The following is a 23,398-nucleotide window of genomic DNA, read 5'->3' on the forward strand; positions in this document are numbered from 1 at the left end:
AGCTGCCGGTCTGACCTGTCAAATGCATCTTCGATTGCACGTCTTGGCTGGAAGAGGAAACGCGTTGAACTTGTTGCGAAGTTGATCGGATGGTGTGACTTACAGCGTTCAGGCCACGCCGGCGTTGCAGATCGGTGCGGGGTCTACGGCCGCTTTACCGGCCTGCCGCTTGGCCTGTGGCTTGATGCTGACGTACTCGGAGTTGAAGCCCTCTTCGCGGGTCATCACCGCCCAAAGGATGCGCGCGTTCTTGTTGGCCATGGCCACGCAGGCCTTTTGCCAGCCCACGCGCGCCGTCAGCTGCGCCAACCACCGCGAGATCGGATCGTCGCGTTTGTCGGCGCTCATGACTGCGGCCTTGGCACCCTGGATCAGGAGCGTGCGCAGGTAGTCATCGCCGCGTTTGGTGATGCGCCCAAGGTGAATCGTGCCGCCGCTGGAAGCCTGGCGTGGCACCAAACCCAGCTAGGCGCCGAATTGGTGGCCACTCTTGAACTGCGTGAAGTCACCCACGCCGGCTGTCAGCGCTGATGCCCCGAGTTCGCCAATTCCGATGACCTTGGCCGCGCGCTTGGCCGCCGGATTAGACCGCGCGTGTTGTCCGACCTGGCGGTCGCACCACCGCATGTGCTCGACGAGCTCGCGCCAGTGCTCGAATGCGCGCTGCAGGACCAGGCGCGCCGTCGTACTGAGCTCGTTGCCCGCGTCTTCGATGATGTCGCTCAAGACGGCGCGCAAGACCTTGGGACTCTTGCCAAACACCAAGCCGAACTCGGTCAGGACACCGCGGATCTGGTTGATGCAGGCCGTGCGCTCTTCCTTCAAGCCTTCGCGTACCCGGTGCAGGCTCATCACCCCCTGCTGCTCGCATGTCTTGACCGGCACGAAGCGCATGCTCGGTCGCGACGCCGCCTCGCAGATCGCCGCAGCGTCGGTGGCGTCGTTCTTGCCGCCCTTTCCTTCCATGCGATACGGGGTGACGAAGTGGGCCGCGATCAGCCGCGGCTCCAACCCCTGAGCGCGCAGCCTGCGTGCCCAGTGGTGCGCGCTCGAGCAGGCCTCCATCGCAACCACGCAACCGGCGGGCAACTGTGCGCACCAGGCGAAGAACTGCTCACGCTTAATCGCCCGCGCTGCCACGCGCTGGCCCGATACATCCACCGCGTGGACTTGAATCACTTGCTTGGCAAGGTCAACGCCGACGCGCGCAATCCGTACTCCTGTGATCTCGTTCATGGGATTCCCCTTTGCGGTTTCAGTTGAGAATCGCGACGCAATCATGGCGCTTCGACACCGCTGCTGGGAGGTGGGAAGTCCCTTCGTATTCGCGGTAGGCGCTCCGCGTGACGCCTGGGCGCTCCATCCCCGAGTTGCGGCACCGTTTGGGAGCGAGGCAATCCCGCCTCGTCCATCGACGGAGCTGCAACCATGGACACGATCACTTCAGCGGCAACCCCGCTGCGTCAACGCATGCTCGAAGACATGCGCCTGCGCAAACTGGAACCTCGCACCCAGGACGCCTACATCTGCGCCGTGCGCAAGCTGGCCGCATATCTGCACCGCCCGCCCGATACGGCCACCGTGGAGGATCTGCGCAACTTCCAGCTGCACCTGGTCGACTCGGGCACCTCGTCCATGACGCTCAACGCCACGCTGACCGGTCTGCGGTTTTTCTTCGACATCACACTGCTGCGCGTGAAGCTGATGGCCCGGATGCAGCCGGTCAAGTTGCCGCACACGCTGCCGGTGGTGCTCAGCCCGCAGGAGGTCTCGCGCCTGATCGCCGCGGCGCGCAACGTCAAGCACCAGGCGGCACTGTCAGTGGCCTATGGCGCCGGCTTGCGTGCCAGCGAGGTCATCGGCCTGAGGGTAACCGACGTGGACGGCGAGCGCATGACGCTACGCGTCGAACAGGGCAAGGGCCGCAAAGACCGCTACGCCATGCTCAGCCCGGTGCTGCTGCAGCGCCTGCGCGTATGGTGGCGCATCGCCCACGCCCAGGGCCGCATGCTGCCCGGTGGCTGGCTGTTCCCGGGCATGAACCCGACGGATCCGCTCACCGCACGCCAACTCAACCGGGCCGTGCACGCCGCGGCCGAGGCGGCCGGCATCGACAAGCGCGTGTCCACGCACACGCTGAGGCACTATGCCGAATACTAGGCAATGCCGCGTCAGCCGCGGCAAGCAGCATGGCCTGCTGATGATGGTGGACGGCGTTCGGCATAGCTTTGTCTCCAGCCACGCTTGGTGGCGCGACTGGAGATGATCGTGACGCAGACCTTCGAGCACCCTCGCCAATCGGCGCACAGCAGTTCTTCCATGGCGTTCGTGGCCGTTTTCGCCGAACGACGCCGTGCCTGTGGTTATCGCCCGGCCTCGATGAAGGCATCCCTTGGTCTGGTCAAGGACTTCGCCGTGTGGCTCGATCAACGCCCGGTACGCAGTCCTGGCACCTGTGCTGACCGTGTGGCCGAATACCTCAACGAACGTTGGACACAGCGGCGCCGAAGGCGCGGCGATGTCCATACGCTGCGCGAGTTCATCGGCTTGATCGAGGGCGACGGACTGACAGGCCATACCGACGTAGTGACTCTGGCCTCCCCAGTCGAACAAGCGCTCCAGGAGTTCGTGAGCTATCTGCGGGACGAGCGAGGCCTCACCCAGGCTTCGATCCGCCTGTACGGTGATGCAGTCGGACGGTTCCTCAGGCACGTGTTTGGCGCAGCGGAGGTGCAGCTGGGCGCTCTCACGCCGGCCGATGTCGTGCGGTTCGTGCAAGCAGAGGCTGCTCGCTTGAACCACGCCAAGCAGGCGCAAGCGATGACGTCGGCGTTGCGTTCGTTCCTGCAGTATGGGCGCTACCGAGGGCAGATCGGTGCGGACTTGCATGCCAGCGTGCCGACCGTGGCGAACTGGTCGCGAACTGGTCGCGAACAGGGCTACCGCGAACCATCTCGGCCGTGCAAGTGCAAAGCCTGCTCGCTGCTTGCGATCGACGAAGTCCCATCGGTCGCCGGGACTACGCGGTGCTGATGCTGTTGTCCCGTCTCGGCTTGCGTGCCGGCGAAGTCGTTGCGCTGACGCTGGAGGACCTCGATTGGGATGAAGGCGCAATTCGTGTGCGTGGACCGGCATTGCGATGCGACCCATTGCCGCTTCCGGCGGACGTCGGCGCAGCATTGGCGGAGTACCTGCGCGAGGGGCGTCCGCCATGCTCAGCACGCAACGTCTTCATCTGTGCGCGCGCACCACGCCAGCCGCTGCGCGGGCCCAGCGCTGTCAGTTGCATCGTGCGCCGCGCCCTGCAGCGCGCCGGCATCGACGCGCCGTTCTATGGGGCGCATCTGCTGCGCCACTCCCTGGCCACCCAGATGCTTGGTGACGGCGCGTCCCTTGGCGAGATCGGCCAGATCCTGCGCCACCGCAATGTGCAGACCACCACGATCTACGCCAAGGTCGATCTGGGCGCGCTGCGCGGGTTGGCCCTGCCCAGGCCGGAAGGCACGTCATGAAGCCGCTGGCCGATTCGATCCAGGACTATCTGGCGCTGCGCCGCAGCCTGGGGTTCAAGTTGCGCGACGCCGGCGCGCGGTTGACCGAGTTCGCCTCGTTCATGGCCCTGAGGCAAGCCGAACACATCACCACGACCCTTGCCCTGGAGTGGGCACAGCAACCTCAGCAGTCCCAGCCGGCGAACTGGGCGCAGCGACTGGGTTACGTGCGCGGCTTCGCGCGCCATCACCGCGCCAGCGATCCGGCCACCGAGGTTCCTGCGCCAGGCCTTTTGCCGTTTCGCCCCGGGCGTGCGCGACCCTACCTGTATGCATCCGAGGAGATCGCTGGCCTGCTCGCTCAGGCGCTCCAACTGCCACCCGTCTCGGGCTTGCGGCACAGAACCCACCACACGCTGTTGGGTCTGCTGAGCGTGACCGGCCTGAGGATCGGCGAGGCGCTGCGCTTGCGGCTGGACGATGTCGACCTGGACGCCGGCGTGCTGACGGTGCGCGGCACCAAGTTCGGCCAGTCTCGACTGGTGCCCATCCACGCCTCGACGTGTGAGGTGCTGGCCGGTTACCGCCGGTGCCGTGCCGAACATCTGGGCGACTGTCAGTCACCGCACTTCTTTGTCACACGCACTGGTCACCCGCTTGATTGTGGCGACGTGCACCGCACCTTCTACCACCTGTCGCGTGCGGTCGGTCTGCGGGGTCCGACCGACAGCCATGGGCCCCGGTTACACGATTTTCGGCATCGATTCGCAGTGGAGACGCTGATGAACTGGTACCGATCAGAGCAAGACATCGAGCGGCGCCTTCCCGTGTTGTCGACCTACCTCGGGCACGTCCATGTGGCCGACACCTACTGGTACCTGAGCGCCCACCCGCAGTTGTTGACGCTGGCGATGGACCGTGTGCAACGACGCTGGGAGGATCGGCCATGACAACGACGCCAGGGTTCCAGGCTCTGCTGCAGGGCTTCTTCACGGATCGGATGATGCGCCAGCGCCAGGCCAGCCCGCATACGATCAGTTCGTACCGTGACAGCTTTCGCTTGCTGCTGCGTTTCGCGCAGCGTCGGATCGGGGTGCAGCCGCAGCGCTTGACCTTCGAGCAGATCGATGCCTCGCTGGTCGCCGCGTTTCTGGAAGACTTGCAGTCTGCCCGCGGCATCAGCGCTGCGAGCCGCAACCTGCGCCTGACGGCGATTCGTTCGTTCTTCCGCTATGCAGCGTTCGAGCTGCCCACGCACGCGGCACAGATCCAGCGTGTACTGGCCATCCCCAGCAAGCGGTGCACACGCGCGCAGATCGGCTTTCTTGCGCGCGAGGAGATCGACGCTTTGCTGCACGCACCTGATCTCCAGACACGCGCGGGCAGGCGTGATCACGCGCTGATGCTGCTGGCGGTGCAGACGGGGTTGCGCCTGTCCGAACTCACCGCATTGCGGCGCGACGACACGGAGCTTGGCGTCGGCGCGCATGTGCGCGTGATCGGCAAAGGCCGCAAGGAACGTGTCACGCCGCTGACCAAGGCGACTGCCCAAGCCCTGCGGGCGCTGCTGCGTGAGATCGACGCCGAACAAGACTTGGTCTTCTGCAGCGCGCGTGGAACGCGCCTGAGCGCCGATGCCGTGCAACACCTGGTGTCCAAGCACGTCGCCCGGGCTGCACAGAGCTGCCCGTCGCTGGCCTGCAAGCACGTGACCCCACATGTGCTACGCCACTCGGCGGCGATGGAATTGCTGCAAGCGGGCGTGGACCGCACTGTGATCGCCATGTGGCTCGGCCACGAATCCATCGAGACGACGCAGATCTATCTGGACGCCAACCTGCAGATCAAACAGGCCGCGCTCGACAAGGTCCAACCGCTGGGCACCAGGACTGGGCGGTTTCGGCCTGACGACAAACTGTTGGCCTTCCTGCAGTCGCTGTGACGCCGAGAACTATGCCGCGGAGCCCAGCGTGCATGCGATCAAGCTCGACTGGGCCCGCTCGTGCCACGCCGCTTACATGCGGCATTGCCTGGTATTCGGCATAGGCGCCACAGCTTCGCCACGCATTTGCTGGAGCGCAAGGTCGACATCCGCGTCATCCAGGTGCTGCTGGGACACAAGAAGCTGGAGACCACATCGATCTACGCCCACGTCGCCACCGACTTGCTGCGTGAGGTGATCGGCCCGCTGGAGCCCATGCCGCCCGCTTGAGGTCACTCTCGTGCAGCGGCCCATCCTGGAGCTCGCCGACATCTTCCGCCAACACGGCCCGGCGTGGCGTGCCGCCCAGCGCGGTCACCTGAGCCTGGGCCAGCTCAAGGTCATGTCGGCCATCGAACAGTGCCGCAGCGCGGCGCTGGGAGGACACGTGTTGCGCTGCGAGGGCTGCGGCACAGACCAGGTCTCCTACAACTCCTGCCGCAACCGGCACTGCCCCAAGTGTCAGAGCGCCGCTGCACAGCGTTGGCTGGACGCACGCCAGGCCGATCTGTTGCCGGTGGACTACTACCACGTGGTGTTCACGCTGCCGGCGCCCATTGCCGACCTCGCGTACCAGAACAAGGCCCTGCTGTACGGGCTGCTGTTCGATCTGGCCGCGGAGGTCTTGCTGACCATCGCCGCCGATCCGAAGCACCTGGGTGCCAGGATCGGCGCCACGCTGGTACTGCACACCTGGGGCTCGGCGCTGACCCACCATCCCCATGTGCATGGCATCGTGCCCGGTGGCGGGATCGCGGCCGATGGCAAGACCTGGGTGGCGTGCCGGCCGGGCTTCTTCCTGCCGGTGCGGGTGCTCTCGCGTCTGCTCCGGCGGCGCTTTCTGGAGGAGCTTGTGCGGTTGCACGACGCTGGCACGCTGCGGTTCTTCGGCGAGCATGCCGCCTTGGCCGACGCGCGGGCGTTCAAGACCTGGCTGGCACCCTTGCGCAAGCTCGAGTGGGTGGTTTATGCCAAACGGCCCTTCGCCGGCCCCGGGGCGGTATTGGCCTATCTGTCGCGCTACACCCACCGGGTAGCGATCTCCAACAGCCGATTGCTTGCACGGGACGAGCGTGGCGTGACGTTCCGTTGGAAGGACTACCGCTCCAAGGGCAGAACGCGCCACAAGATCATGATGCTGTCGCCTCAGGAATTCATGCGCCGCTTCCTGCTGCATGTGCTGCCCGGGGGCTTCCACCGCATTCGGCATTACGGCTTGCTGGCCAACGGCTGCCGCAAGGCCAGCCTGGCCGCAGCGCGCGAACTCTTGCCTGGGGTGCCAGTGCCACTCGCCACGGCTGGCAACGCAGACGTCAGTGCCGACCTTCCTACCGCACGTCCCACCTTCATCTGCCGGCACTGCGGCCATGCCATGGTCATCGTTCAGAGTTTTGCCCGAGGTGCAGAAATCCGCGCACCGCCACTCCCATGACCGGCTCTAGCGCCCCCTTGAACTCGATGCCGATGGTCGATCCGTGCGCACCGGCCGGGTCGCTGCGTGCCCGCTGCAGCCATCGGCCGCGTGCAGCCACTGCCATGCACGGCGGCATGCGCAGCGCCGCACTGCGACGGATCGGCTTGAACCATTCAGGGTCTGTATGCCGCAGCCGAACACCGACAATGACCGCCTCAAGCCCACCACTATCCCCATAGCGCGGGCGCCCTGAACACCCACTGGGGTGTGCTCCGCGGTTTCCTCCACCGAGGCTTGTGCGACACCTGCCCTCAGGTCGTCGCCGAACATCGCTGCGCGCTAGTCTCCGGGCAGGTATCTCACAACCATAAACAGAACCATGCCTAATGGTCGCATGGAACCAATCGACCAAACTGATAGGCTACGAATGGCTACAGCAAGGCTATGGTTGGGCTACAAACAAAAACGCCCACTTGTTAGTGGGCGTTTACTTTCATCGGAAACCGCTTGAATATTGGTTGCGCGAGAAGGATTTGAACCTCCGACCTTTGGGTTATGAGCCCAACGAGCTACCAGACTGCTCCATCGCGCGGCAGACTTAAATTATATCCGAATTTTCAGCCTTCTGCGCTCGTATCACCCGATTCCTCGGCGCGATCGACAAGCTCGACGAAAGCCATGGGCGCATTGTCGCCCACGCGGAAACCCATCTTCAGGATGCGGGTGTAGCCACCCGGACGGGCCTTGAAGCGGTGACCGAGGTCGTTGAACAGCTTGGTCACGCTGTCACGGTCACGCAGGCGGTTGAAGGCCAGGCGGCGATTGGCGACGGAGTCTTCCTTGGCCAGGGTGATCATGGGCTCGATCACGCGGCGCAGTTCCTTGGCCTTCGGCAGCGTGGTCTTGATGGCCTCGTGCTCAATGAGCGAGTTCATCATGTTCTGCAGCATCGCAAGGCGGTGCGAGCTGGTGCGGTTCAGTTTACGGAGGCCGTGTCCGTGGCGCATGGTGCTTTCCTTATGAGTAATTAAATCGGGCAGCCGTATCAGGTACTGCCCGAGGCACTGGTCCCGTCAGGGAACCGAAAATTATAACTTAACGCTTGTCGAGACCAGCCGGCGGCCAGTTCTCCAGCTTCATGCCCAGCGTGAGACCGCGCGAAGCCAGAACTTCCTTGATTTCGTTGAGCGACTTGCGCCCCAGGTTCGGGGTCTTGAGCAGCTCGTTCTCGGTGCGCTGGATGAGGTCGCCGATGTAGTAGATGTTCTCGGCCTTGAGACAGTTGGCCGAACGCACCGTGAGTTCGAGCTCATCCACGGGACGCAGCAGGATCGGGTCGAAGGTGGCGCCGCTGGCCGCCCGCGCGCCCGTGGCCTGGCTTTCGAAGATCTCGCCGCCGTCGAGCTGGGCGAACACGGCCAGCTGCTCGACCAGGATCTTGGCGGACGCACGCACGGCTTCTTCGGCCGAGATGGCACCGTTGGTCTCGATCTCCAAGACCAGCTTGTCCAGATCGGTGCGCTGCTCGACGCGGGCACTCTCCACCGTGTAGCTCACACGCTTGACGGGCGAGAAGGACGCGTCCAGCACGATGCGGCCGATCGACTTGGTCGATTCGTCCGCGAAACGGCGCAGATTGCCCGGCACGTAGCCGCGGCCCTTTTCGACCTTGATCTGCATGTCCAGCTTGCCACCGGCAGACAGGGTGGCAATCACGTGGTCGGGGTTGACGATCTCGACGTCGTGGGGCGTCTGGATGTCGCGTGCGGTCACAACGCCCTCGCCATCCTTGCGCAGGCTCAGCGTGACCTCGTCGCGGTTATGGAGCTTGAACACCACTCCCTTGAGGTTCAACAGGATGTTGACCACATCCTCCTGGACACCGTCGATGGACGAGTACTCGTGCAAGACACCGGCAATCGTCACCTCGGTTGCTGCGTAACCCACCATGGACGAGAGCAGGACACGCCGGATGGCGTTGCCCAGCGTGTGGCCGTAGCCACGCTCGAAAGGCTCCAGTTCGACCTTGGCGCGGTTGTGGCCAAGTTGTTCGACATTGATTGCCTTGGGTTTCAGCAAATTGGTTTGCATGCAGACTTCCTCTCAATGCCCCCAGCTCGTTACACCGGTAAGGCTGATGAAGCACCTAAACCGCGATGCCTCGCGGTTCAGGAACGGGTTACGCCAACGTAACGGCTATGGATCAACGCGAATACAACTCAACGATCAGGGATTCGTTGATGTCTGCACCAAACTGGTCGCGATCGGGCACTTGTTTGAAGGTACCTTCCACCTTGTCGGCATTCACTTCGACCCAGGCCGGCATACCCACTTGCTGGGCCAGCTGCAGTGCCTCGACGATGCGCGCCTGCTTCTTGGACTTTTCGCGCACGGCCACGACGTCACCGGTCTTCACCAGGTAGGAGGCGATATTGACGCTCTGGCCGTTGACCGTGATCGCCTTGTGGGACACCAGCTGGCGCGCCTCGGCGCGCGTGGAGCCAAAGCCCATGCGGTACACGACGTTGTCCAGGCGGGACTCGAGCAAGGCCAGCAGGTTGGCGCCGGTGTTGCCCTTGCGGCGCTCTGCGGCCTCGAAGTAACGGCGGAACTGCTTCTCCAGCACGCCGTACATACGCTTGACCTTCTGCTTTTCGCGCAGCTGCAGGCCGTAATCGGAGGTACGGGCACCGGAGGTGCGGCCGTGCTGACCAGGCTTGGAGTCGAACTTGGCCTTGTCGGCGATGGAGCGACGGGCGCTCTTGAGGAACAGGTCGGTGCCTTCGCGGCGGGAGAGTTTGGCCTTGGGGCCGAGATAACGTGCCACTTCTATATCCTTGAATTGTCTGCTTCCGCAGCGGACTGCGGGAGCCACCATCGCACCAGGCGATCGGTGGCGGTGGGCTTAGTGAAAAAAATCAGATGCGGCGGCGCTTTTGCGGGCGGCAGCCGTTGTGCGGAACGGGCGTCACGTCGGAGATGGACGTGATGCGGATGCCCAGGGCACCCAGCGCGCGCACAGAAGATTCACGGCCGGGGCCAGGACCCTTGATTTCGACGTCCAGGTTCTTGATGCCCTGTTCGATGGCGGCGCGACCCGCCACTTCGGAGGCCACCTGCGCTGCGAAGGGAGTGGACTTGCGCGAGCCCTTGAAACCCTGACCACCCGAGGAAGCCCAGGACAGTGCGTTGCCCTGGCGATCGGTGATCGTGATGATGGTGTTGTTGAAGGAGGCGTGCACGTGGGCGATGCCGTCCGACACGTTCTTGCGAACCTTCTTGCGCACGCGCTGCGCAGCGTTATTGGCGGGAGACTTGGCCATATGGATCTTTCAATCTTACTTCTTCAGTGCCGCTGCACCCTTGCGCGGGCCCTTGCGGGTGCGGGCGTTGGTGCGTGTGCGCTGGCCGCGCATGGGCAGGCCACGGCGATGGCGGAAGCCGCGATAGCAGCCGATGTCCATCAGGCGCTTGATGTTCATCGTGGTTTCACGGCGCAGGTCACCTTCGATGGTGAACTGGGCGATCTGGTCACGAATCTTCTCCAGATCGGCGTCGGTCAATTCCTTGACCTTCTTGGAATAAGCGATTCCACATGCTTCGCAGATTTTGCGAGCACGGGTGCGCCCAATCCCGTAGATGGCCGTCAGGCCAATCTCGGTGTGCTGATGGGGCGGGATGTTGATACCAGCGATACGAGCCATGTGCGTCCTCTAATATTTCCCAATCAACCTTGGCGCTGCTTGTGGCGCTGATCCGTGCAGATCACGCGCACCACGCCCTTGCGGCGGATGATTTTGCAGTTGCGGCAGATTTTCTTGACCGAAGCCGAAACTCTCATTGCATTCTCCTAAACTCTTGTCCAATCGTCCCGGCCCACTGCGCGGAACACAAAACACGTGCCCGCGATGGATCGAAGGGCATCAATAAACCGTTGTTTCTCTGGCGAACCCACCACTATAGCGCATTTACCAAAGGCACGTCGGAATCAGGTACCTGGTGTCGTCTTGAAGTTGGCCTTCTTCAGCAGCGATTCGTACTGCTGCGACATCATGTAGTTCTGCACCTGGGCCATGAAGTCCATCGTCACCACGACGATGATGAGCAACGAGGTGCCGCCGAAATAGAACGGCACGTTGTACTTCAGGATCAGGAACTCGGGCAGCAGGCACACGAAGGTGATGTACACGGCACCGGCCAGCGTCAGGCGTACCAGGATCTTGTCGATGTAGCGCGCCGTGTGCTCGCCTGGCCGAATGCCGGGGATGAAGGCCCCGCTCTTCTTCAGGTTGTCTGCAGTTTCACGGCTGTTGAAAACCAGCGCCGTGTAGAAAAAGCAGAAGAACACGATGGCAGCCGCATAGAACATCACGTACACCGGCTGCCCGGGCGTCAGGGCGCCAGAGATGTCACGCAGCCAGCGCATGGACTCGCCAGCGCTGAACCAGTTCACGATCGTCGCCGGCAACAGGATGATTGACGAGGCGAAGATCGGCGGAATCACGCCGGACATGTTCAGCTTCAGGGGCAGATGGGACGATTGCCCGCCATACACCTTGTTGCCGACCTGGCGGCGCGCATAGTTCACCAGGATCTTGCGCTGACCACGCTCGACGAACACGACGAAGTAGGTCACCAGCGCCACGACGATCACGATGAAGATGGCCGCCAGGATGCTCATCGCACCCGTGCGCACCAGCTCCAGCAAGCCACCGATGGAACTGGGCAGACCGGCCGCGATACCCGCGAAGATCAGGATGGAGATGCCGTTGCCCAAACCTCGCTCGGTAATCTGCTCGCCCAGCCACATCAGGAACATGGTGCCAGCCGTCAGGCTGACCATTGCCGTCATCCGGAAGCCGAAGCCGGGGCTCAGCACCAGGCCGGCCGAGCTTTCGAGAGCGACCGCGATGCCCAGCGACTGGAACACCGCGAGGCCCACGGTCCCGTAGCGCGTGTATTGCGTGATCTTGCGGCGACCCGCCTCCCCTTCCTTCTTCATCTGCTCGAACGTGGGAAGCACGTAGGTCATCAGTTGCATGATGATCGATGCCGAGATGTACGGCATGATCCCCAGCGCGAAGACCGTGAAGCGCGAAAGCGCTCCACCCGAGAACATGTTGAACAGGTTGAGGATGCCGCCCTGCTGGCCACTGAACAGCTGCTGCAGCTGTGCGGGGTCGATTCCCGGAACGGGAATGTGCGCCCCCACGCGGTACACCACCAACGCGAGCAACAAGAACACCAGTCGCCGGCGCAGATCACCAAACTTACCGGTTTTTGCCAGTTGAGCTGCGTTAGTAGCCACAGATGCCTTTCTTCAGAACCAAATCAGGCCAGGCTGCCGCCAGCCGCTTCGATCGCGGCCTTGGCACCCGCCGTGGCACCGATGCCCGTGAGCTTCACGGCCTTGGTGAGTTCGCCACTCTTGATGACCTTCACCACCTGGGCCAGGGCGGGCACGAGCCCGGCCTGCTTCAGGGAAAGAACGTCGATCTCAGCCTGGTCGAGCGCATTCAGCGCCGAAAGGGTGATCTCGGCATTGAACTTGAGCGACTGCGACTTGAAGCCGCGCTTGGGCAGGCGACGCTGCATGGGCATTTGACCGCCTTCGAAGCCGACCTTGTGGTAGCCGCCCGAACGCGACTTCTGGCCCTTGTGGCCGCGGCCGGCCGTCTTGCCCAGGCCGGAGCCGATACCACGACCGACACGGCGCTTGGCGTGCTTGGCTCCTGCTGCGGGCTTGATGCTATTGAGTTCCATCATCAACCTCTCAGAGGACTTTGACCAGATAGCTGATCTTGTTAATCATGCCGCGCACCTCAGGCGTGTCCTTGAGTTCGCTCACGCTGTTGAGCTTGCGAAGCCCCAGGCCACGAACCGTGGCGCGATGCGATTCCTTGGTGCCGATGGGGCTGCGCACCAATTGAATCTTGATGGTTTGTTGCGTTGTCATTGAGCCTCCCAATCAAGCGGCAAACAGGTCTTCGACCGTCTTGCCACGCTTGGCGGCCACTTCGGCCGGCGTAGTGGAATTGGCCAGGGCGTCCAGCGTTGCACGAACCATGTTGTAGGGGTTGGACGACCCGTGGCTCTTGGCCACGATGTCGGTGATGCCCATCACCTCGAACACGGCGCGCATCGGGCCGCCGGCGATGATGCCGGTACCCTTGGGGGCCGGAGCCATCATCACGACGGCGGCGCCATGGTGGCCGGTCACGTTGTGATGGATCGTGCCGCTCTTGAGGGACACCTTCATCATCTTGCGACGCGCTTCTTCCATGGCCTTCTGCACGGCAGCGGGCACTTCCTTGGACTTGCCCTTGCCCATGCCGACGCGGCCGTCGCCATCGCCGACCACGGTCAGTGCAGCGAAGCCGAGGATACGACCGCCCTTCACGACCTTGGTCACGCGGTTGACCGCGATCATTTTCTCGCGCAGACCGTCGTCACGACCTTCGTCTTGCACCTTGGGTTGAAATTTCGCCATTTTTATCCGCTCCGCTTAGAACTGCAGGCCGGCTTCACGGGCCGCCTCAGCCAGGGCCTTCACGCGGCCGTGATACGCAAAACCTGCGCGATCAAACGCGACCTTCTCGATACCGGCGGCCTTCGCCTTTTCGGCGATGCGCTTGCCGATGATCTGGGCCGCGGCGGTGTTGCCACCCTTGCCGGAGCCGCCGAGCGACTTGCGCACATCGGCCTCGGCCGTGGAGGCGCTGGCCAGCACCTTGGTGCCGCAGCCAGAGATCACGCTGGCGTAGATATGGAGGTTCGTACGGTTGACCGTCAGACGCGCGATGCCTTGCTGGGCAATGCGGATGCGGGTCTGGCGGGCACGACGAAGACGCTGCTCTTTCTTGGTCAACATGCTGCAGCTCCTTACTTCTTCTTGGTCTCTTTGATCACGACCTTCTCATCCGCATAGCGGATGCCCTTGCCCTTGTAGGGCTCGGGAGGACGAACGGCGCGGATCTCGGCAGCCAGCTGGCCCACCACCTGGCGGTCGGCACCCTTGATCACGACTTCGGTCGGAGTGGGGGTGGCCACGGTGATGCCGGCGGGCATCTCGAAGTTCACGGGGTGCGAGAAACCGACGTTCAGGTTCAGCTTGCTGCCGGAAGCAGCGGCCTTGAAACCCACGCCGATCAGCGTGAGCTTCTTCTCGAAGCCCTTGCTGACGCCCTGCACCATGTTGTTCACCAGCTGGCGCACGGTGCCGCTCATGGCGTTGGCTTCACGCGAATCATTGACCGGCTCGAAGCTCAGCTTGCCGTCGTTGCTGGACACCTTCACCAGCGCATTCTGCGCGAGCGACAGCGTGCCGCCCGAACCCTTGACGCTGATCTGGTCGTCCTTGATGGACACATCCACGCCTGCGGGGATGCTTACCGGGGATTTACCTACACGGGACATTTCAGTCTTCTCCTCAATGCCACGTCAAGCGACATAGCAAAGCACCTCGCCACCGACACCGGTAGCGCGCGCCTTGCGATCGGTCATCACACCCTTGGGCGTCGTGACGATTGCCACACCCAGGCCGTTCATGACTTGCGGAATGGAGTCGCGGCCCTTGTACACGCGCAGGCCGGGACGGCTCACGCGCTCGATGCGCTCGATCACGGGGCGACCGGCGTAGTACTTCAGGGTGATTTGGAGTTCAGACTTGCCACCGTCGGCCTTCACTTCGAAGCCGTCGATGTAACCCTCGTCCTTCAGCACCTGCGCGATGGCGACCTTCACCTTGGAGGAAGGCACCGACACGGTGGCCTTGGACACCATTTGCGCATTGCGAATGCGGGTCAGCAAGTCAGCGATGGGATCACTCATGCTCATGTTGTATCTCTCCTGCTGCGCTTACCAGCTGGCCTTGGTGACACCGGGGATGTCGCCGGCGAATGCCAGTTCACGGATCTTGGCGCGGCCCAGACCGAATTGACGGAAGGTGCCGCGGGGACGACCGGTGATTTCGCAGCGGTTGCGCTGGCGCGTGGGGTTGGCGTTGCGAGGCAACTTCTGCAGGCCCAGGCGAGCGGCTTCGCGCTCTTCGTCGCTGCGCTTGGCGTCGCCGGCGATGGCCTTCAGTTCCGCGTACTTGGCGGCGTACTTGGCGGCCAGTTTTTCGCGCTTGAGTTCGCGCTGGATCAAAGCTACTTTAGCCATACGCTGCCTTTAGTTCTTGAACGGGAAACGGAAAGCCGAGAGAAGTGCCTTGGCCTCTTCATCGGTCTTGGCCGTCGTGGTGATGCTAATGTTGAGGCCGCGCAAGGCGTCCACCTTGTCGTACTCGATCTCGGGGAAGATGATCTGTTCCTTGACGCCGATGTTGTAGTTGCCACGGCCGTCGAAAGCGCGGCCGGAGATACCACGGAAGTCGCGCACGCGGGGCAGCGCGACCGTCACGAAGCGGTCCAGGAATTCATACATCTGCGCGCCGCGCAGCGTCACCATGCAGCCGATGGCCTGGCCTTCGCGGATCTTGAAACCGGCAATGGCCTTCTTGGCCTTGGTCACCACGGGCTTCTGGCCTGCGATCTTGGTCAGGTCGGCCACGGCGTTGTCCATGATCTTCTTGTCGGCCACGGCCTCGCTCACGCCCATGTTGAGCGTGATCTTGGTCAGACGCGGGACCTGCATGGGCGAGGTGTAGCCGAACTGCTTGATCAGTTCGGGAGCGATCTTTTCGCGATAGAGTTGTTGCAGTCGTGCCATATGGACTCCTTAGGCCGCCTTGATTTCGGCGCCGTTGGACTTGAACACGCGCACGCGCGTTCCGTCGGCCTGCACCTTGATGCCCACGCGGTCGGCCTTGCCGGTAGCGGCATTGAAGATGGCCACGTTGGATTGGTGGATGGGCATGGCCTTTTCCACGATGCCGCCGGTGGTGCCCTTCATGGGGTTCGGCTTGACGTGCTTCTTGACCAGGTTGATGCCTTCGATGACCAGATGGGAGTCATCCTTGCGCAGCGTAACCGTGCCGCGCTTGCCCTTGTCGCGCCCAGCGATCACGATGACTTCGTCGCCCTTGCGGATCTTGTTCATGGCCCGTCCTTCAGAGAACTTCGGGAGCCAGGGACACGATCTTCATGAAGCGCTCGGTACGCAGTTCACGCGTCACGGGGCCGAAGATGCGGGTGCCGATGGGCTCCAGCTTGGAATTGAGCAACACGGCGGCGTTGCCATCGAACTTGACGAGCGAGCCGTCGCCGCGGCGAATACCCTTCGCCGTACGAACGACCACAGCGCTGTAGATCTCGCCCTTCTTGACGCGACCACGCGGTGCAGCCTCCTTCACGCTCACCTTGATGATGTCGCCAACGCTTGCATAGCGACGCTTGGAACCGCCCAGCACCTTGATGCACAGGACGGACTTCGCGCCGGTATTGTCGGCAACGTCTAACCGAGATTCTGTTTGGATCATTTCAATATTCCCAACTTGCACCAGCACATCCCGACAGCCCCAGAGTCTTCTCGAGGGCTGCGAGCAGCCAGTCAGTCTTGGGCCCGTCGTCCACGCCGCGAACCATTTCGCAGCGCTTCCACTGGGCAGAAACCTCGCGCATTTCACGCGAAGCCGTGCATTATGTCCGTAGCGGAAAGCGAAGTCAAGCACCCACCAGGAAAACGGTCAGGCGGGCAGGTGCTGGTACTGCTGCGCCAGGGCTTGGAAGGCCGCCAGCTGCGGATCTCGCCCCAGTTCTTCCTGCAGGATGGCCGCCACGCGCGGGGCCAGCCGGGCGGCCAGGCGCGCGTCGAGGAACAGCAGGCGGCTGCGCCGCGCCAGCATGTCTTCCACCGTGCGCGCGTATTCATGGCGCGCCGCGAAGCGCACCATGGCCTCGCTCAGGCCTTCGGCCAGCCACTGGTCCGCGCCAGGCAGCTGCAGCACGGCAGCCGCGTCGAGGCCATAGGAGTGCAGCCCCTGCGCATCGCACATGCGCCGGCGCGGCGGCTCCAGGGGCGCCCCTGCCAGGGGCAGCCGCTGGGTGACGCCGGCCGCCCGCGCGGGCAGCAGGCCCTCGTCGAAGCATTTTTTCAGCACGTCCTCGGCCATGGCGCGGTAGGTGGTCCATTTGCCACCGGTGACGGTGACCAGGCCGCTTGCGCTGGCCAGCACCGTGTGCTCGCGGCTGATGGCCTTGGTGTTGCCGCCCTCGTCGTCCTGCGGCTTGACCAGCGGGCGAAGACCCACCCAGATGCTGCGAACGTCCTCGGGGAGCGGCGCGCGGCGCAGGTACTTGGCCGACTCGTTCAGGATGAAATCGACCTCTTCCTTGAACGCGAGCGGCTCGCGCGCCAGGTCCTGGCGCGGGCTGTCGGTGGTGCCCAGGATGAGCTTGCCCAGCCAGGGCACGGCAAAGAGCACGCGTCCGTCCGCCGTCTTGGGCACGAGCAGGGCGTGGTCGGAGGGCAGGAATTCGCGGTCCACGACGATGTGCACGCCCTGGCTGGGCGCGACCATGGGCCGCACGGGCCGGCCCAGGGCCTGGCCGTCCTGCTGGCGCAGTTCGTCCACCCACACGCCGGTGGCGTTGACCACGGCGCGCGCGCGCAGATCGAAGCGCCGGCCGGTCTCCGCGTCCTCGCAGACCAGGCCGACGAGCTTGCCGCCCTCGTGCAGCAGGCCGCGCGCGGGGCAGTAGTTGACCAGCAGCGCGCCCCGCTGCGCGGCCGTGCGCGCCAGGGCCAGGGCCAGGCGGGCATCGTCGAACTGGCCGTCCCAGTACTTGACGCCGCCCTTGAGCCCCTCGGCGCGCACCGTGGGCAGGCAGCGCAGCGTATCCATGCGCCCGAGGAATTCGGTCGCGCCCAGGCCGGCCTGGCCGGCCAGGGCGTCGTACATCTTCAGGCCCACGCCGTAGAACGGCGTCTCCCACAGCTTGTACGAGGGCATGACGAAGGCCAGCGGCTGCGCCAGGTGCGGCGCATTGTGCAGCAGCGTGGTGCGCTCGTGCAGCGCCTCGCGCACCAGGGCGATGTTGCCCTGGGCCAGGTAGCGCACGCCGCCGTGCACGAGCTTGGTGGCGCGCGAGGAGGTGCCCTTGGCGAAGTCGTGCGACTCCACCAGCACCACGGAAAAGCCCCGGGCTGCAGCGTCCAGCGCCACGCCCAGGCCGGTGGCGCCGCCGCCGACCACCGCCAGGTCGTAGGTGCGGGGCTGGGCCAGGCGCGCCAGCAGCTCGGCACGGTCGGTGGTCAGGGGCGGGTCTTGGCTTGGAGTGTTCATACCGGCCTTCGCGCGGCGCCATTCGCGGGCCGCAGATGTTCGAATATTTTCGTTTATTTTCCTTTTTGATTATATTTCTTCTTATGTGACACTGTGAACCCCTCACCCCGCCGCCGCCGACCGTGAACCACAATCCCCGCCAACTCCAGCTGCTGGCCCATGTCCACGAGCACCGCAGCGCCAGCGTGGAGCATCTCGCCGAGGCCCTGGGCGTGACGCTGCAGACCGTGCGCCGCGACGTGCAGCGCCTGGCCGAGCAGGGCCTGGTGGCGCGCTTTCACGGCGGCGTGCGCCTGCCCGGCTCCACCGTAGAGAACCTGGCCCACACCCAGCGCGAGAGCCTCAACGCCGAGGGCAAGGCCCGCATCGCGCGCGCGGTGGCGGCCCAGGTGCCGCAGGGCTGCTCGCTGATCCTCAACATCGGCACCACCACCGAGGCCGTCGCGCGCGCACTTCTGCAGCACCGGGGCCTGCGCGTCATCACCAACAACCTCAACGTCGCCGCCATCCTGTGCGAGAACCCCGATTGCGAGGTGATCGTGGCCGGCGGCGTGGTGCGCGCGCGCGACCGCGGCATCGTGGGCGAGGCGGCGGTGGATTTCATCCGCCAGTTCCGCGTGGACATCGCGCTCATCGGCATCTCGGGCATCGAGAGCGACGGCACGCTGCGCGACTTCGACCTGCGCGAGGTAAAGGTGGCGCAGACCATCGTCGCGCAGGCGCGCGAGGTCTGGCTGGCCGCCGACCAGAGCAAGTTCAACCGCCCGGCCATGGTGCAGCTGGCCACGCTCGACCAGATCGACCGGCTGTTCACCGACGCGCCGCCGCCCGAGCCCTTCCCCGCCCTGCTCCAAGAGGCGCAGGTGCGGTGCACCATCGCCTGATTCTTTCTTCCGACCCGCGCCATGACCTACCTGCTCGCCCTCGACCAAGGCACCTCCAGTTCGCGCAGCATCGTCTTCGACGCCCAGGGCCGCGTGGTGGCGCAGGCGCAGCAGGAGCTGCCGCAGATCTACCCGCGGCCCGGCTGGGTGGAGCACGACCCGCGCGAGATCTGGCGCACCCAGCTCGCCACCGCGCGCGAGGCCCTGGCGCGGGCGGGCCTGTCGGCGGGCGGCATCCACGCGCTGGGCATCACCAACCAGCGCGAGACCACGGTGCTGTGGAACCGCGCGACGGGCCAGCCCGTACACCACGCCATCGTCTGGCAGGACCGGCGCGCCGAGCCCGCGTGCGCGCGGCTGCGCGCGCAGGGCCATGCCGGCCTGATCCAGTCACGCACCGGCCTGCTGATCGACGCGTACTTCTCGGCCACCAAGCTGCAATGGCTGCTGGACAACGTGCCCGGCGCCCGCGCGCAGGCCGAGCGCGGCGAGCTGGCCTTCGGCACGGTGGACAGCTGGCTGATCTGGCAGCTGACCGGCGGGCGCCGCCACGTCACCGACGTGAGCAACGCCAGCCGCACCATGCTGCTGAACGTGCACACCAACCAGTGGGACGAAGAACTGCTGGCGCTGCTGCGCATCCCGCGCGCGCTCATGCCCGAGGTGCTGCCCTCCGCCAGCGACTTCGGCGCGACCGACCCCGGCCTGCTGGGCGGCGCGATCGCCATCGGCGGCGTGGCCGGCGACCAGCAGGCCGCGCTGTTCGGCCAGGCGTGCTTTTCCGCAGGCATGGCCAAGAACACCTACGGCACGGGCTGCTTCATACTCATGCACACGGGCGGCAGCTTCCAGAAGAGCGAGAACGGCCTGCTGACCACCAGCGCGGCGCAGCCGGACCGGCAAGCCCAGTTCGCGCTCGAAGGCAGCGTCTTCGTGGGCGGCGCCGTGGTGCAGTGGCTGCGCGACGGGCTGCGCGCCATCCCGGCCAGCAGCGAGGTGCAGGCGCTCGCCGAGAGCGTGCCCGACTCGGGCGGCGTGATGATGGTGCCCGCCTTCACCGGCCTGGGCGCGCCGTACTGGAAGCCCGACGCGCGCGGCACCATCACGGGCCTGACGCGCGGCACCACGCTCGCGCACATCGCGCGCGCGGCGCTCGAATCCATCGCCTACCAGAGCGCGGCGCTGCTCGGCGCCATGAGCCGCGACGCCGTGGCCGCCGGCAGCGCGCCCGTCTCCGAGCTGCGCGTGGACGGCGGCGCCTGCGTGAACGACCTGCTCATGCAGTTCCAGGCCGACCTGCTGGGCATTCCCGTGGTGCGCCCGGCCTGCGTGGAGACCACGGCGCTCGGCGCCGCCTACCTGGCGGGCCTGTCCAGCGGCGTCTACGCCAGCCAGGAGGAGCTGGCGCGGCTGTGGCGCGCCGAACGCCGCTTCGTGCCCACCCTGCCGCGCGACCAGGCCGAGGCGCTCATGGCGCGCTGGGAGCATGCCGTGGCGCAGGCGGTGCTGCCCGCGCCAGGGGCCTGAGGCACTCAAGAAGCATAGCTACTAGCGCTTGCCAGTATTCGATTTTCGATAAAAATCATGTAAAACCACCAGATGGCAAGCGCTAGCAGCTATGCTTTTTGACAGCATGCACAGGCGCACAATCTCGCCTGACGCTTTTTCTTCCCATCGCCCACCATGACAGCCAGCACCCTCTTCCTCCCCCCCATCGCCTTCATCGGCGGCGGCAACATGGCAAGCGCCATCATCGGCGGCCTGATCCGGCAAGGCCTGCCGGCCAGCCAGATCGAGGTGGTCGAGCCCTTCGAGGCGACGCGCACCGCCCTGCAGCAGCAGTTCGGCATCACGGCGCAGCCGGCGGCCACGGCGGCGCTGGCGCGCGCCGGCCTGGTGGTGTGGGCCGTCAAGCCCCAGACCTTCAAGGAGGCGGCGCTGCAGGTGGCGCCGCACACGACGCGCGCGCTACACCTGAGCGTGGCGGCGGGCATACGCACGGACAGCATCGCCCGCTGGCTCGGCAGCGAGCGCATCGTGCGCGCCATGCCCAACACGCCCGCGCTCATCGGCCAGGGCATAACGGGCCTGTACGCGCGCGCCGGCCGCGTCGGCGCGCCCGAGCGCGCGCTGGTGGAGCAGGTCGTGGCCACCACGGGCGCCTACCTGTGGGTGGAGCAGGAGTCGCTGCTGGACGCCGTCACGGCCCTGTCGGGCTCGGGCCCAGCCTATGTGTTCTATTTCCTCGAAGCCATGACCAACGCCGGCGTGGACATGGGCCTGACGCAGGCGCAGGCGCACCAGCTGGCCGTGGGCACCTTCGCCGGCGCGGCCGAGCTCGCGCGCCGCTCCGAGGAGCCCCTGTCCGTGCTGCGCGAGCGCGTCACCTCCAAGGGCGGCACCACGCATGCGGCCATCCAGTCCATGGAGACCGACGAGGTGGCGCAGCGCTTCATGCGCGCGCTCGACGCCGCGGAAAACCGCGCGCGCGAACTCGGCGACGAGTTCGGCAGCGCCGGCTGAAGGCCGCAGCGAACATCCGCCCCGGGGGGACCGCTCCCCGTCCGGCAAGGCCGCCATGACTGCCGCGGCCACCCCTCCAACCCGACCCAGGCGCTACCCGTGCATTGCCGACCCTCCCTCCGGATCCATCCCGCCGTGCTCGGCGCCTGCCTGGCCCTGGCATCCTGTGGCGGCGGGGACTACGAGAGCCTGCCCGAGCCGCCGCCGCAAAGCAAGGCCCCGTTCGCCCCCGGGCCCGACGACCTGCCGCGCGCGCAGGGCCTCTACCCTTACGCGACGCCCGCCCTGCTCACGCTGGACCTGGGCTACCAGCCCACGCCGGTCTCAGGCCCCGGCTGGTACCTGGCGGGCAAGGACAGCTGCCAGCAGCTGGCCAGCCCGCCGCCGAGCTACCCTGGCGGCATGGTGACGCTGGACACGGTGGACCTGGACGAGAACAAGACCGACAACTGCGAGCCCGAGATCAAGGTGCTGGCCACCAGCGGCGACGGGCAGGTAGTGAATGCCGCGGCCAAGATGCGCATGCGCGGCAGCAGCACGCGCGAGGCCACGCTCAAGTCCTACCGCGTGAAGTTCGACAAGGGCGCCGCCTGGTGGGGCGAGGACACCCTGAACCTCAACAAGCACCCCTACGACCTGACACGCGTGCGCAACAAGTTGGCCTTCGACCTGATGCGCACCGTGCCCTACCACGAAAGCCTGCGCACCCAGTTCGTCGGCATCCGCTACGACGCGGCCGACGGCGCCGGGCCTCGGCCCATGGGCCTGTACACCCACGTCGAGAAGCTCGGCGGCAAAAGCTACCTGGCGTTCCGCGGCTGGGCGGCCGGCTCCAACGTCTACAAGGTGGCCTCGTTCAACTTCAACGCCGACGCGCGGCTGCAGACCCTTGCCGGCGGCAAGGCCGGGCCCGATTTCGAACAGCTGCTGGAGATCGAGTCCGACGCGGGCAACCACCAGGCCATCGTCGATGCCGTAAAGGCCCTGGACAGCGACGAGACACCGTTCCAGGCCACGTTCGCGCGGTACTTCGACCGCAACAACTACCTGGCCTGGCTGGCCACCGCCATCCTGCTGGGCAACTGGGACACGGCCAACCAGAACTTCGGCCTGTACCAGCCGCTGGGCGGCGAAAAGTTCTACTTCCTGCCCTGGGACTACGACGGCGCGCTGGGCTATGCCCAGCAGCCCGGCGCCGCGGCCTATCCGTCGTGGAACCGGGGGCTGAGCTCCTGGTGGGACAGCGCCCTGCATAGGCGCTTCCTCTCGGCGCCCGGCAACCTGGCCCTGCTCCAGGCGGCGGTCGAGGAGATCCGCGGCAAATACCTCACCGATGCCGCCGTCAAGCAGCTGCTGGACGGCTACCGTCCCATCGTCGAGCCCATCCTGGCGCGCGCCCCCGATGTCGGCAACCTGGACGCCAAGGGCCAGGGCACACCCATGCAGCAATGGGCGGCCGAGTACCAGCGCCTGCAAACCGTGATCGGCCAGAACCACGGCTTCTTTTTGCAAAGCCTGCAGCGCCCCATGCCCTACTGGCTGGCGGCCAGCGACAAGGCTGGCCTGGAGCTGGACTGGGGCTGGCCCGCGCCCTTCCACCCCCAGGGCAAGCCCATCAGCTACCAGGTGCAGGTGGCGCGCCCCGTGGCCGGCCAGCCGGCCTTTGCCGACGGCACCCTGGTGCTGCAACCCGCGCCGGTCTCGGGCCGCACGCTGCTGAACCTGGGGGCGCTGCCCGCCGGGCAATACCTGGTGCGTGTGACCGCCAGCGACGCCGACGGCAACCGCAGCAACGCCTTTGACAGCACCAGCTTCGACGGCCAGACCGTGGACGGTGCCATCTGCCTGAACATGCCCGGCGCCACGCCCTGCTGAACG

At 65.4% G+C, this 23,398-nt stretch carries 28 protein-coding genes, 1 tRNA gene and 2 pseudogenes; 11 read left to right on the top strand and 20 right to left on the bottom strand.

Going from position 1 to position 23,398, the window contains the following annotated elements; all coding sequences use genetic code 11:
• Nucleotides 1-108 precede the first annotated feature (108 nt).
• Nucleotides 109-1,236, bottom strand: a pseudogene (locus ALIDE2_RS21535) (IS110 family RNA-guided transposase).
• Between the two features lie 192 nt (nt 1,237-1,428).
• Here ALIDE2_RS21535 and ALIDE2_RS21540 point away from each other — a divergent pair.
• From ALIDE2_RS21540 to ALIDE2_RS21560, 7 genes and pseudogenes are all read left to right on the top strand, one after another.
• Nucleotides 1,429-2,160, top strand: a complete 732-nt coding sequence (locus ALIDE2_RS21540; RefSeq protein WP_049791364.1) for a tyrosine-type recombinase/integrase — start codon at nt 1,429-1,431, stop codon at nt 2,158-2,160.
• 108 nt (nt 2,161-2,268) lie between these two features.
• Nucleotides 2,269-3,033 (top strand): site-specific integrase, encoded by a 765-nt coding sequence (locus ALIDE2_RS24105; RefSeq protein ID WP_158307698.1) that lies wholly within the window; start codon nt 2,269-2,271, stop codon nt 3,031-3,033.
• Nucleotides 2,967-3,512, top strand: coding sequence for a site-specific integrase (locus tag ALIDE2_RS24750; protein ID WP_158307699.1), 546 nt, complete (start codon nt 2,967-2,969; stop codon nt 3,510-3,512). The genes ALIDE2_RS24105 and ALIDE2_RS24750 overlap by 67 nt, the downstream gene beginning before the upstream one ends.
• Nucleotides 3,509-4,441 carry a tyrosine-type recombinase/integrase gene (locus tag ALIDE2_RS21550; protein ID WP_013723133.1) on the top strand — a complete coding sequence of 311 codons (933 nt, stop codon included), beginning with the start codon at nt 3,509-3,511 and terminating at the stop codon, nt 4,439-4,441. Before ALIDE2_RS24750 ends, ALIDE2_RS21550 begins: the two co-directional genes overlap by 4 nt.
• Nucleotides 4,438-5,433, top strand: a complete 996-nt coding sequence (locus ALIDE2_RS21555) for a site-specific integrase (protein WP_013723134.1) — start codon at nt 4,438-4,440, stop codon at nt 5,431-5,433. Before ALIDE2_RS21550 ends, ALIDE2_RS21555 begins: the two co-directional genes overlap by 4 nt.
• A gap of 105 nt (nt 5,434-5,538) precedes the next feature.
• A pseudogene (locus ALIDE2_RS24755) lies at nt 5,539-5,703 on the top strand (tyrosine-type recombinase/integrase); the annotation flags it as partial.
• 10 nt (nt 5,704-5,713) lie between these two features.
• On the top strand, nt 5,714-6,904 hold the full coding sequence (locus ALIDE2_RS21560) for an IS91 family transposase (protein ID WP_013723135.1): 1,191 nt from the start codon (nt 5,714-5,716) through the stop codon (nt 6,902-6,904).
• 497 nt (nt 6,905-7,401) lie between these two features.
• Here ALIDE2_RS21560 and ALIDE2_RS21565 read toward each other — a convergent pair.
• The 19 genes from ALIDE2_RS21565 to ALIDE2_RS21655 form a co-directional block, all read right to left on the bottom strand.
• Nucleotides 7,402-7,478: transfer RNA gene (locus ALIDE2_RS21565), tRNA-Met, on the bottom strand.
• A 25-nt stretch (nt 7,479-7,503) separates the two neighbouring features.
• On the bottom strand, nt 7,504-7,893 hold the full coding sequence (gene rplQ / locus ALIDE2_RS21570; protein ID WP_013723136.1) for a 50S ribosomal protein L17: 390 nt from the start codon (nt 7,891-7,893) through the stop codon (nt 7,504-7,506).
• A gap of 88 nt (nt 7,894-7,981) precedes the next feature.
• Nucleotides 7,982-8,977: a DNA-directed RNA polymerase subunit alpha gene (locus ALIDE2_RS21575; protein WP_013520734.1), complete on the bottom strand. Its 996-nt coding sequence runs from the start codon at nt 8,975-8,977 to the stop codon at nt 7,982-7,984.
• Nucleotides 8,978-9,089: 112 nt separating this feature from the next.
• The gene (gene rpsD / locus ALIDE2_RS21580; RefSeq protein ID WP_041701160.1) at nt 9,090-9,713 is read right to left on the bottom strand and encodes a 30S ribosomal protein S4; all 624 of its coding nucleotides are present in this window, start codon (nt 9,711-9,713) and stop codon (nt 9,090-9,092) included.
• A 91-nt stretch (nt 9,714-9,804) separates the two neighbouring features.
• Nucleotides 9,805-10,209 carry a 30S ribosomal protein S11 gene (gene rpsK / locus ALIDE2_RS21585; protein ID WP_011793799.1) on the bottom strand — a complete coding sequence of 135 codons (405 nt, stop codon included), beginning with the start codon at nt 10,207-10,209 and terminating at the stop codon, nt 9,805-9,807.
• Between the two features lie 15 nt (nt 10,210-10,224).
• The gene (gene rpsM, locus ALIDE2_RS21590) at nt 10,225-10,590 is read right to left on the bottom strand and encodes a 30S ribosomal protein S13 (protein WP_011803864.1); all 366 of its coding nucleotides are present in this window, start codon (nt 10,588-10,590) and stop codon (nt 10,225-10,227) included.
• Between the two features lie 23 nt (nt 10,591-10,613).
• A complete protein-coding gene (rpmJ, locus tag ALIDE2_RS21595; protein ID WP_003050535.1) occupies nt 10,614-10,727 on the bottom strand; it encodes a 50S ribosomal protein L36 in 114 nt (37 codons plus the stop codon).
• A gap of 147 nt (nt 10,728-10,874) precedes the next feature.
• Nucleotides 10,875-12,194 (bottom strand): preprotein translocase subunit SecY, encoded by a 1,320-nt coding sequence (secY, locus tag ALIDE2_RS21600; RefSeq protein ID WP_013520736.1) that lies wholly within the window; start codon nt 12,192-12,194, stop codon nt 10,875-10,877.
• Between the two features lie 23 nt (nt 12,195-12,217).
• Nucleotides 12,218-12,649 (bottom strand): 50S ribosomal protein L15, encoded by a 432-nt coding sequence (rplO, locus tag ALIDE2_RS21605; protein ID WP_013520737.1) that lies wholly within the window; start codon nt 12,647-12,649, stop codon nt 12,218-12,220.
• A gap of 10 nt (nt 12,650-12,659) precedes the next feature.
• Entirely contained in the window at nt 12,660-12,842 is a 183-nt protein-coding gene (rpmD, locus tag ALIDE2_RS21610; protein ID WP_013520738.1) for a 50S ribosomal protein L30, read from the bottom strand.
• A gap of 12 nt (nt 12,843-12,854) precedes the next feature.
• Nucleotides 12,855-13,376 (bottom strand): 30S ribosomal protein S5, encoded by a 522-nt coding sequence (gene rpsE / locus ALIDE2_RS21615; RefSeq protein WP_013520739.1) that lies wholly within the window; start codon nt 13,374-13,376, stop codon nt 12,855-12,857.
• A 15-nt stretch (nt 13,377-13,391) separates the two neighbouring features.
• Nucleotides 13,392-13,757: a 50S ribosomal protein L18 gene (gene rplR / locus ALIDE2_RS21620; protein ID WP_013520740.1), complete on the bottom strand. Its 366-nt coding sequence runs from the start codon at nt 13,755-13,757 to the stop codon at nt 13,392-13,394.
• A gap of 11 nt (nt 13,758-13,768) precedes the next feature.
• A complete protein-coding gene (gene rplF / locus ALIDE2_RS21625; protein WP_013520741.1) occupies nt 13,769-14,302 on the bottom strand; it encodes a 50S ribosomal protein L6 in 534 nt (177 codons plus the stop codon).
• Nucleotides 14,303-14,326: 24 nt separating this feature from the next.
• On the bottom strand, nt 14,327-14,722 hold the full coding sequence (rpsH, locus tag ALIDE2_RS21630; protein WP_013520742.1) for a 30S ribosomal protein S8: 396 nt from the start codon (nt 14,720-14,722) through the stop codon (nt 14,327-14,329).
• Nucleotides 14,723-14,743: 21 nt separating this feature from the next.
• Nucleotides 14,744-15,049, bottom strand: coding sequence for a 30S ribosomal protein S14 (rpsN, locus tag ALIDE2_RS21635; RefSeq protein ID WP_011803856.1), 306 nt, complete (start codon nt 15,047-15,049; stop codon nt 14,744-14,746).
• 9 nt (nt 15,050-15,058) lie between these two features.
• Complete coding sequence (gene rplE, locus ALIDE2_RS21640; protein WP_013723137.1) at nt 15,059-15,598, bottom strand: 50S ribosomal protein L5; 540 nt, start codon at nt 15,596-15,598, stop codon at nt 15,059-15,061.
• Nucleotides 15,599-15,607: 9 nt separating this feature from the next.
• A complete protein-coding gene (rplX, locus tag ALIDE2_RS21645; protein WP_013520744.1) occupies nt 15,608-15,928 on the bottom strand; it encodes a 50S ribosomal protein L24 in 321 nt (106 codons plus the stop codon).
• A gap of 10 nt (nt 15,929-15,938) precedes the next feature.
• Nucleotides 15,939-16,307, bottom strand: a complete 369-nt coding sequence (gene rplN, locus ALIDE2_RS21650; RefSeq protein ID WP_013520745.1) for a 50S ribosomal protein L14 — start codon at nt 16,305-16,307, stop codon at nt 15,939-15,941.
• Between the two features lie 207 nt (nt 16,308-16,514).
• On the bottom strand, nt 16,515-18,113 hold the full coding sequence (locus ALIDE2_RS21655; RefSeq protein ID WP_013723138.1) for a glycerol-3-phosphate dehydrogenase/oxidase: 1,599 nt from the start codon (nt 18,111-18,113) through the stop codon (nt 16,515-16,517).
• Between the two features lie 122 nt (nt 18,114-18,235).
• Between ALIDE2_RS21655 and ALIDE2_RS21660 the strand changes: the two genes are divergently transcribed.
• The 4 genes from ALIDE2_RS21660 (at nt 18,236) to ALIDE2_RS21675 (ending at nt 23,395) form a co-directional block, all read left to right on the top strand.
• Nucleotides 18,236-18,997: a DeoR/GlpR family DNA-binding transcription regulator gene (locus ALIDE2_RS21660; RefSeq protein WP_013723139.1), complete on the top strand. Its 762-nt coding sequence runs from the start codon at nt 18,236-18,238 to the stop codon at nt 18,995-18,997.
• Between the two features lie 21 nt (nt 18,998-19,018).
• Nucleotides 19,019-20,524: a glycerol kinase GlpK gene (glpK, locus tag ALIDE2_RS21665; RefSeq protein ID WP_013723140.1), complete on the top strand. Its 1,506-nt coding sequence runs from the start codon at nt 19,019-19,021 to the stop codon at nt 20,522-20,524.
• Nucleotides 20,525-20,680: 156 nt separating this feature from the next.
• Entirely contained in the window at nt 20,681-21,520 is an 840-nt protein-coding gene (gene proC / locus ALIDE2_RS21670) for a pyrroline-5-carboxylate reductase (RefSeq protein ID WP_013520749.1), read from the top strand.
• Between the two features lie 99 nt (nt 21,521-21,619).
• Entirely contained in the window at nt 21,620-23,395 is a 1,776-nt protein-coding gene (locus ALIDE2_RS21675) for a CotH kinase family protein (RefSeq protein ID WP_013723141.1), read from the top strand.
• Nucleotides 23,396-23,398: the final 3 nt, after the last annotated feature.

Source organism: Alicycliphilus denitrificans K601 (assembly GCF_000204645.1).
Lineage (GTDB): Bacteria > Pseudomonadota > Gammaproteobacteria > Burkholderiales > Burkholderiaceae_C > Alicycliphilus > Alicycliphilus denitrificans.